Source organism: Bradyrhizobium macuxiense (assembly GCF_001542415.1).
Classification (GTDB): domain Bacteria; phylum Pseudomonadota; class Alphaproteobacteria; order Rhizobiales; family Xanthobacteraceae; genus Bradyrhizobium; species Bradyrhizobium macuxiense.
The window spans coordinates 1-9,261 of record NZ_LNCU01000077.1; the positions used below are offsets into that span (position 1 = coordinate 1).

Below are 9,261 nucleotides of genomic sequence, written 5' to 3' on the forward strand. Positions count from 1 at the left end.
TCAGACCATTCCGAGTGAAAATTGTACCGCTACCCGCGCAGCCTGACGCGGTCTTCGCGGGCGCAATCGGTGACGAAGCCGATCACGGCGCGCACCGCAGGCAGATCCACCAGATCGGGGTGCGCGAGCAGCCAGAGATCGGAGACGCTGCTGAGCTTTTGCGGCGCGACCCGCACCAACTCCGGATAGTCGACGGCCACCAGGCAGGACAGCGCGGAGATGCCGAGCCCGGCGCGTACCGCCGCGAGCATGTCGCCCTGCGAGGAGCAGCGCATCACCAGCGTGCCCTGCCGCGTGATGACATCGCTCCAGCGCGCCAGATGCGCATTCGATGTCTGGTCGGCAAACCCGATCACGCTGTGGCCCCTCCACTCGTCGCGGCGCTCCGGCAGCTTGCGCCCCGCCGCATAGTCGCGCGAGGCGTAGAAGCCGGTGCCGAGCCGCCCGATCCTGCGTCCAATCAGGTTCTCCTCGCCGGCATCGACGGGACGCAGCACCACATCGGCCTCGCGGCGACGGACGCTCGCCGGGAACGGATGGGTGATGATCTCGAGCTGGATATTGGCGTGGTCGCGCAGGAACGGCCCGAGACGCGGCATCAGCCAGTGCGCAGCGAGCGTCGCGCCGATCGACAGCTTCACGACGCCGCGGGCCTGCTCACCGGTGGCGGACGCCGCCGCCTCGGCGCGCAGCGCCGCTGCCGCCATCGCTTCGGCGTGCTCGCGGAACTTGCGGCCTTGTGAGGTCAGCGACAGGCCGTCATTGGAGCGGGCGAACAGGCGGGTGCCGAGTTGCTTCTCCAGCGCCGCCACGTTGCGGCCGACAGTCGGGTGGCTGATGCGCAGGCGGCGTGCGGCCCCGGCGAGGCTGCGCGTCTCCGCAACAGCCACGAACGTCTTGCAAAGCTCCCAGTCCATGCGATCCCTGTGATTAGCGTGTTCATTCCTGATGCGATGATCGTTCAATATTGAACGCCATCCGGCAGCCGTCCAGCCTTATATTGGCCCGCAAAAGAGAGCTGCCGCTCCAGCCATCGCAACACGCACGCGATCCGTCTGGCCACAGACCAGCCGGCATACGCATGGAGGACCCCGAAAGATGCCGTTGCCCGCTTCCCTCGCCAACAAGCTCGAACTGCCGGTCGTCGGCTCGCCGCTGTTCATTGTGTCCGGGCCTGAGCTGGTGATCGCGCAGTGCAAGGCCGGCATCGTCGGCTCGTTCCCGGCGCTGAACGCCCGCCCCGCCGAGAAACTCGGCGAGTGGCTGACCCAGATCGAGAATGAACTCGGCGAGTACCAGGCCCTGCATCCGGAGAAGAAGGTCGCGCCCTACGCGGTCAACCAGATCTGCCACGCCTCCAACGACCGCCTGATGCGCGACATGGAAACCTGCGTGAAGCACAAGGTGCCCGTGATCATCACCTCCTTGCGGCCGCCGTCCGAGATCGCCGAGGCCGCGCATTCCTACGGCGGCGTGGTGTTCCACGACGTCATCAACGTGAAGCACGCGCGCAAGGCCGCCGAGCAGGGCGTCGACGGCCTGATCCTGGTCTGCGCCGGCGCCGGCGGACATGCCGGCACGCTGTCGCCGTTCGCGCTGGTGCGCGAGGTCAAGCAATGGTTCAAGGGCACGATCCTGCTGTCGGGCGCAATCTCCGACGGCTGGAGCATCGCATCCGCGCTCGCCCTCGGCGCCGACCTCGCCTATATGGGCACCCGCTTCATCGCGACCGCGGAGGCCAATGCCGATGTCAGATACAAGCAGGCGCTGACCGAACATGCCGCGCACGACATCGTCTATTCGAACCTGTTCACCGGCGTGCACGGCAACTACCTCGGGCCGTCGATCGCGGCGGCGGGGCTCGATCCCGACAATCTGCCGGTCGCCGACAAATCCAAGATGAATTTCGGCTCCGGCGGCAACACGAAGGCCAAGGCCTGGCGCGACATCTGGGGCTCGGGCCAGGGCATCGGTCAGATCACCGACGCCCCGCCGGTCGCCGAGCTCGTCGAGCGGCTGAAGTCGGAATTCGCCGCCGCGCGCAGCGACTTCCTGCGGGCCAGCGCCTGACGCCATCCAGGCTCGTCCCGGCATAATAATATCGAACGGGACGCTTATCTACCGTTGCAGCTTGCCGGTTCGACGGCAAAGCTGCGTCAGCTTCGGCCGTATCGACCGCCAGGACACACAGAACATGATCATCAGCGGCGACAGACAGATCAGCTACGCTGACATTCACGCCCGCATTGCGCGGGCGGCCACCGGTTTCCGGGCGCTCGGCGTGCGCGACGGCAAGCCGGTCGGCATGATGCTGCGCAATGATTTTGCGTTGTTCGAGGTGGTGGCCGCCTCGGCCGCGCTCGGCAGCCCGGTGGTGCCGATCAACTGGCATCTGAAGGCCGAGGAGGTCGCCTACATCCTCTCCGACAGCGGCGCCGATACGCTGGTCTGCCACGCCGATCTGTTGCCGCAGATCAAGGACGGCCTGCCAGCCGGGATCAAGCTGCTGGTGGTGGCGACGCCGCCGGAAATCGCCGCCGCCTATGGCGTGACTGCGGCGCTCGCGCAGGTGCCTGAGGGCGCGACCGACTGGGACCGCTGGCGCGACACGCAACAGCCGCTCACCGATGCGCCCATCGGCGCGGCGCCGATGTTCTACACATCGGGCACCACGGGCCTGCCGAAGGGCGTGCGGCGCANNCGAGCAGCAGGCGGCCGCCGCGCGCGTCGGCGCGATCAGCTACGGCATCAAGCCGAACGAGGATCAAGTCATCCTGATGAACGGGCCGATGTATCATTCGGCCCCGCACTCCTACGGCATGCTCGCCTTCCGCAACGGCTGCACCATCGTGCTCGAGCCGCGCTTCGACCCCGAGGACCTGCTGCAATTGACCGAGCGTCACCGCGTCACCCACATGCACATGGTGCCGACCATGTTCGTGCGGCTGTTGCGCCTGCCGGAGGAGACACGCCGCCGCTACGATCTGTCGTCGCTGCGCTTCATCGTTCATGGCGCGGCGCCCTGCCCCGCGGACGTCAAGCGCGCGATGATCGACTGGTGGGGACCGGTGGTGAACGAATATTTCGGCTCGACCGAGACCGGCATCCCGGTCTGGCATTCGGCCGCGGAAGCACTCGCAAAGCCCGGCACGGTGGGACGCGCCATCGAGGGCGGCATCGTGAAGATCTTCCGCCCCGACGGCTCGCTATGCGATGTCAACGAGCCCGGCGAGATCTTCATGCGCCAGACGGCGACGTCGGATTTCGATTACCACGGCAACGCCAAGGCACGCGCCGAGGCCGATCGCGACGGCCTCGTGAGCGTCGGCGATGTCGGCTATCTCGACGCGGACGGCTATCTGTTCCTGTGCGACCGCAAGCGCGACATGGTGATCTCGGGCGGCGTCAACGTCTATCCCGCCGAGATCGAGAATGCGCTGATCGGCATGGACGGCGTGCGCGACTGCGCGGTGTTCGGCGTACCCGACGTCGAATATGGCGAGCGGCTGTTTGCGTGCATCGAGCCGGAAGCAGGTGCAGCGCTGTCGGTCGCCGCCGTGCAGGATTTCCTGCGCGGCAAGCTCGCCAACTTCAAGGTGCCTCGGGACATCGAGTTCATGGACGCGCTGCCTCGCGAAGCCACCGGCAAGATCTTCAAGCGCAAGCTGCGCGATCTCCACCGCGACGGGCAGCTGCACGCCGCGCGGTGACGGCGAAGCGAACAGCGTTTCAAACTTTGTTGCTGTTGCAAAAGGATCATCGCTCGACGCAATGATGCGGGCGTATCCGGAGCCGGGAGGCCCTCATGAACTCCACCGACTTCATCGTCATCCGCAACGATCTGCAGCAAAGCAAGGTGATCGAGACGCAACTACCTGACGCGGCGGCGCTGCCGGCCGACGCGTTGCTGGTCAAGGTCACGCGCTTCGCGCTCACCGCCAACAACATCACCTACGCCGTGATCGGCGAGGAATTGAAGTATTGGCAATTGTTCCCGGCGCCGGATGGCTACGGCAACATCCCGGTCTGGGGCTTCGGCGAGGTGATCGCCTCGAAACATCCGAACGTCGCGGTCGGCGAGACGCTGTTCGGCTATTTTCCGATGGCAACGCATCTGGTCATCGAGGCCAGCGACGTGACTAAGCGCGGCCTGCGCGATGCGGCCGCGCACCGGCAAGGCGTGTCGCCGGTCTACAACGCCTATGCCCGCGTCTCCGGCGATCCAACCTATGCAGGACGGCAGGGCGATTACCGCGCACTGCTGCTGCCCTTGTTCATGCTGTCGTTCCTGGTCGATGACTTCCTGGCCGAGAATGATTTCTACGGCGCCCGCAGTGTCATCCTGTCGTCGGCCTCCAGCAAGACCGCGTTCGGTCTCGCGCATCTCCTGCACAAGCGGCCGGGTATCAGGGTGATCGGGCTGACGTCCAAGGGCAATGTCGATTTCGTCAAATCGCTCGGCTGCTACGACGAGGTCATCACCTATGACCGCGTCGCCGCGATGCCGTCAGCTCAGCCCGTCGCCTATGTCGACATGGCGGGCAACAGCGCGCTGCGCGAGACCCTGCACCAGCACTTCGGCGCGCAGATGGTCTATTCCGGCCGGGTCGGACTGACCCATCGCGCGAGCGAACCAGACGAGCCGACTTTGCCCGGCGCCAAGCCAGTCTGGTTCTTCGCGCCCGACCAGATCCGCAAGCGCGCCAAGGAATGGGGACCGGGTGGCGTCGATCAGCGGTTCGGCGCGGCATGGGCGGAACTGGCGCCGCTGCTGCCGGAGTGGCTCGAGGTGATCGAGCGGCGCGGACCCTCCGCGGTGCGCGAAGCTTATCTCGATACCCTGCAGGGCCGCGTTCCGCCGCAGCAAGGCTTGATCCTGTCGCTGGCCGAATAGGCGGCATCCCGTCACGCCCGTTCCGCACGCCTGCGGAATGGGTATAGGCTTGGGCCATGTGAACGCCGCCCAGACGGCCGATGACGAGAGACGCCTGATGCTCGACAAGACGGACGACATTTCGGTTGCCGCCGACAATTGGCTTGTGCAGTTCGAGGACGCACTGGCAAGCCCCGACGATGTGCTGCTCAAACCGCTGTTCCATCCGGACAGCCACTGGCGCGACGTGCTGGCGCTGAGCTGGAACATCCAGACCGTCAATCGCGGCTTTGCCATCATCGAGGAACTGCCCGCGCATGCGCGCCGCAGCAGACCCAACTGCTTCCGCATCGATGCCGATCGCGCGGCGCCTCGGCGGGTGATGCGCGCGGGCACGCAAGCCATCGAGGCGATCTTCAAGTTCGAGACAGCGATCGGCCGCGGCCACGGCATCGTGCGGCTGATCCCCGATGCCGCCGACGACAACCGGCTGAAGGCCTGGACGCTGCTCACCGCACTCGAGGAACTCAAGGGCTTTGAGGAGCAGCAGGGCCATACACGGCCGCGCGGCAAAGCCTATTCGCGCGACTTCCGCGGGCCGAACTGGCTCGACCTGCGCAAGGCGTCCGCCGACTATGCCGACCGGGACCCCGATGTGCTCGTGGTCGGCGGCGGACAGGCGGGGCTCGCAATCGCGGCGCGGCTCAAGCAGCTCGGCGTGGACGCGCTGATCGTCGACCGCGAGGCGCGCGTCGGCGACAATTGGCGCAAGCGCTATCACGCGCTGACCCTGCACAACCAGGTGCAGGTCAATCATCTGCCCTACATGCCGTTCCCGCCGAACTGGCCGGTCTATATCCCGAAGGACAAGCTCGCCAACTGGTTCGAAGCTTACGTCGACGCCATGGAGCTGAACTTCTGGACCGGCACGGAATTCGCGGGCGGCAGCTATGACGAGGCGAGCGGACGTTGGAATGTCGAACTGCGCCGCACCGACGGCACGACGCGCAGGATGCAGCCGCGCCATGTCGTGATGGCGACCGGCGTCAGCGGCATTCCGAGCCTGCCCGATATTCCCCAACTGCAGAACTTCGCCGGCAAGGTGATGCATTCCAGCCATTACGAGGACGGCGAGGACTGGGCCGGCAAGCGCGCGCTGGTGATCGGCACCGGCAATAGCGGCCACGACATCGCACAGGACCTGCACTCCTCCGGCGCCGAGGTCACGCTGGTGCAGCGCTCTTCGACCCTGATCACCAATATCGAGCCGTCGGCGCAGCTCGCCTATGCCGCCTACAACGAAGGCACGCTCGAGGACAACGATTTGATCGCGACCTCGATGCCGCTCGCGCTCGCCAAGCGCAGCCACGTGCTGATGACCGAGCAATCGAAGGAACTCGACAAGCCGTTGCTCGACGGCCTTGCACGCGTCGGCTTCAAGCTCGACTTCGGCGACGGCGGCACCGGCTGGCAGTTCAAGTACCTCACCCGCGGCGGCGGCTACTACTTCAACGTCGGCTGCTCCGATCTCGTCGCAAGCGGCGCGATCAAGCTGAAGCAATTTTCCGACATCGAGACTTTCGTGCGCGAAGGGGCGCGGCTGAGGAGCGGCGAGACGGTCGCCGCCGACCTTATCGTGCTCGCGACCGGCTACCGGCCGCAGGAAGAGCTTGTGCGAAGATTATTCGGCGATGCGATGGCCGCGAAGGTCGGTCCGATCTGGGGCTTCGGCGACGGCCAGGAGCTGCGCAACATGTACACCCGCACGCCGCAGCCCGGCCTGTGGTTCATCGCCGGCAGCCTCGCGCAATGCCGCATCAACTCGCGATACCTCGCGCTGCAGATCAAGGCGATCGAGGCCGGCCTCTTGCCGCGCGACGTCGGGCCGGTGGCAGCTCTCAAATAGCAACGCCGTCATTCCGGGCGTCCGAAGGACGAACCCGGAATCTCTAGATTCCCCGATGCGCAATTGCGCATCTGAGGTCCGATGCTGCGCATCGCCCCGGAACGACATCCCAGAGGAGAGACAACATGCCAGCCATCCTCGGCACCGGTGAACATCGCTACCGCGTGGTGGAGAACTTCGCGAAACTGCCCGACGGCTGGAGCCTCACCGACGTCGCGTCGGTCGCGGTCGACAGCAAGGACCGCATCTATGTCTTCAATCGCGGCACCCATCCGATGGTGGTGCTCGACCGCGAGGGCAATTTCATCAGAAGCTGGGGCGAAGGCCTGTTCTCCCGGGCCCACGGCCTGCACATCGACACCGACGACAATCTCTATTGCACCGATGACGGCGACCACACCGTGCGCAAATGCTCCACCGACGGCAAGGTGCTGCTGACCATCGGCATCCCGAACAAGCCGGCGCCGTTCATGAGCGGCGAGCCGTTCCACCGCTGCACCCACACGGCACTCTCGCCGACGGGCGAGATCTATGTGTCCGACGGCTACGGCAATGCCTGCGTCCACAAATACACGCCGGACGGCAGGCTGATCAAAACCTGGGGCGAGCCCGGCACCGATCCCGGCCAGTTCAACATCGTGCACAACATTGCAACCGACGCCGACGGCTTCGTCTATGTCGCCGATCGCGAGAACCACCGAGTGCAGGTGTTCGACGGCAACGGCAGATACGAGACGCAGTGGAATAATCTGCACCGGCCCTGCGCGCTGTGCTGTTGCGGCGGCGGCAAGCAGCCGAACTTCATCATCGGCGAGCTCGGCCCCGGCATGCCGGTCAACCGCAAGGTGCCCAATCTCGGCCCGCGGCTGTCGATCGTCGACGCCAAGGGCAACCGCATCGCGCGTCTCGGCGGCGAGCACGGCCCTGGCGTCGAGACCGGAAAATTCCTGGCGCCGCACGGCATCGCGCTCGATTCGCGCGGCGACATTTATGTCGGCGAAGTCGGCGTCACCGACTGGAAGACCAGTTTTCCTGATGTCGAGATGCCGGCCGTGGTGCGCGTGACGCGCTGCTTGCAGAAATTAGAGAGGGTTCGGGCATAGTCTTCACACACCGAAGCATCCCAGTCCCGTCACCCTGAGAGCTTGTGAATCTTTGCCGCCCGTCATTGCGAGGAGCTCGCGACAAAATTGCGAAGCAATTTGCGCTGAAGCGACGAAGCAATCCATGCTTCCGCGTATGCCGCGCAATGGATTGCTTCGCTTCGCTCGCAATGACGAACTAGCGGCGAGCGCGCACACCGATCGCGCCGACGACATCAAATCTCCCCGATCACCTCGCGCCGCCGCTGCTCGGATTCTTCCGCGTAGCGCCGCATCGCGTGCGCCTCGGTGAGCAGGCCGATCGGCCGCCGGTCGCCGTCGCCCTCGATCACCGCGAGCGACTCGGCCTCGGCAGCGTCGAACACCGCGATTGCCTCCTGGATGTTCATCACCGGATGCAGCACCACGTCCGCGTAACGCAGGATGGACGCCAGCCGCTTGTCCGCAGCGATATCGGGCGCATGGGCGTCCGCGACCACGGCCAGTCCCGCATAACAGCCCTGGCCGTCGACCGCGACGACCTGCGTCTTCGAGCCCGGTGGGAATTTCTCGCGGAAAACCTTGATCGGGATTGCGGCATCCACCGTCGTCATGTCCTGCCGCATCATCTTGCCGACGGTGAGATCGCGGATCCAGCCGATATCGGCGGCGCTGCGGATGGTCTCGCCGCGCAGATGCAGCCGCCAGGTCGCGAACGAATAGCCGAACAATTCGCGCGTGATCATGGTCGAGATGATGACCGCGACCAGCACCGCGGTGGTGAGCCAGAGATTGCCGGTCGATTCCAGCGCGATGAACGACATCGTCAGCGGGCCGCCGATCACCGAGGCCGACAGCGCGCTCATGCCGATCACCGCATAGGCGTTTGGATCGAGGTTCTGGCCCGGCCACACCACGTCGACGCCGGCGGCGAACAGCCGGCCGCCGAGCGCGCCCATGAACAGCGTGGCGAAGAACAACCCGCCGCGGAAGCCGCTGCCGAGCGAGACGATGGAAGCCATCGCCTTCAGTCCGAAGATGCCGGCGATGACGGCGAGCGGCATCGCCACGATACCTGCGACATGCAGCGCGCCGTGACCCGACGACATCACCTGCGGCGTCACCAGCGCCATCGCGCCGACCGCAATCCCTCCGAGCGCCGGCCGCAGCGGCGGCCAGAGCCGGATCTTCGTCAGGATCGTCTCGCACAGCGTCACCCCGCGCATGATCGCGATGCCGGTCAGGGCTGCGATCACGCCGAGCAGCGTGGCGATCGCAAGGTCGCGCCCGAGCACGTCGCCGACGGTGCCGACCCCGACGCCGAGCGTCAGGGGTGAGAAGGCGTGGGCGACGAAATAGCCGGTGACCGCCGCGACGCCGACCGGGGTGAGGCTCGCCGG

General features: G+C 66.0%; 7 protein-coding genes and 1 pseudogene. 6 read left to right on the forward strand and 2 right to left on the reverse strand.

Features of this window, described 5'->3' with window-relative positions; translation table 11 throughout:
* Window positions 1–29: 29 nt before the first annotated feature.
* Window positions 30–917, reverse strand: a complete 888-nt coding sequence (locus AS156_RS22200; protein ID WP_066508693.1) for a LysR family transcriptional regulator — start codon at window positions 915–917, stop codon at window positions 30–32.
* Between the two features lie 181 nt (window positions 918–1,098).
* Between AS156_RS22200 and AS156_RS22205 the strand changes: the two genes are divergently transcribed.
* The 6 genes and pseudogenes from AS156_RS22205 to AS156_RS22225 all read left to right on the forward strand — a co-directional run bounded on the left by AS156_RS22205 (window position 1,099) and on the right by AS156_RS22225 (window position 7,882).
* A complete protein-coding gene (locus tag AS156_RS22205) occupies window positions 1,099–2,070 on the forward strand; it encodes an NAD(P)H-dependent flavin oxidoreductase (RefSeq protein ID WP_066508701.1) in 972 nt (323 codons plus the stop codon).
* Window positions 2,071–2,194: 124 nt separating this feature from the next.
* Window positions 2,195–2,699: AMP-binding protein (locus tag AS156_RS44745; RefSeq protein ID WP_430641807.1), on the forward strand; the 505-nt coding region annotated here is incomplete at its 3' end.
* A 2-nt stretch (window positions 2,700–2,701) separates the two neighbouring features.
* Window positions 2,702–3,710, forward strand: a pseudogene (locus AS156_RS22210) (AMP-binding protein); the annotation flags it as partial.
* A 95-nt stretch (window positions 3,711–3,805) separates the two neighbouring features.
* Complete coding sequence (locus AS156_RS22215) at window positions 3,806–4,894, forward strand: DUF2855 family protein (RefSeq protein ID WP_066508703.1); 1,089 nt, start codon at window positions 3,806–3,808, stop codon at window positions 4,892–4,894.
* A 97-nt stretch (window positions 4,895–4,991) separates the two neighbouring features.
* On the forward strand, window positions 4,992–6,779 hold the full coding sequence (locus AS156_RS22220) for a flavin-containing monooxygenase (RefSeq protein WP_066508784.1): 1,788 nt from the start codon (window positions 4,992–4,994) through the stop codon (window positions 6,777–6,779).
* Window positions 6,780–6,904: 125 nt separating this feature from the next.
* Window positions 6,905–7,882, forward strand: a complete 978-nt coding sequence (locus AS156_RS22225) for a peptidyl-alpha-hydroxyglycine alpha-amidating lyase family protein (protein ID WP_066508705.1) — start codon at window positions 6,905–6,907, stop codon at window positions 7,880–7,882.
* A 215-nt stretch (window positions 7,883–8,097) separates the two neighbouring features.
* Here AS156_RS22225 and AS156_RS22230 read toward each other — a convergent pair.
* On the reverse strand, window positions 8,098–9,261 hold a 1,164-nt coding region (locus AS156_RS22230), incomplete at its 5' end, for a chloride channel protein (protein WP_245313005.1).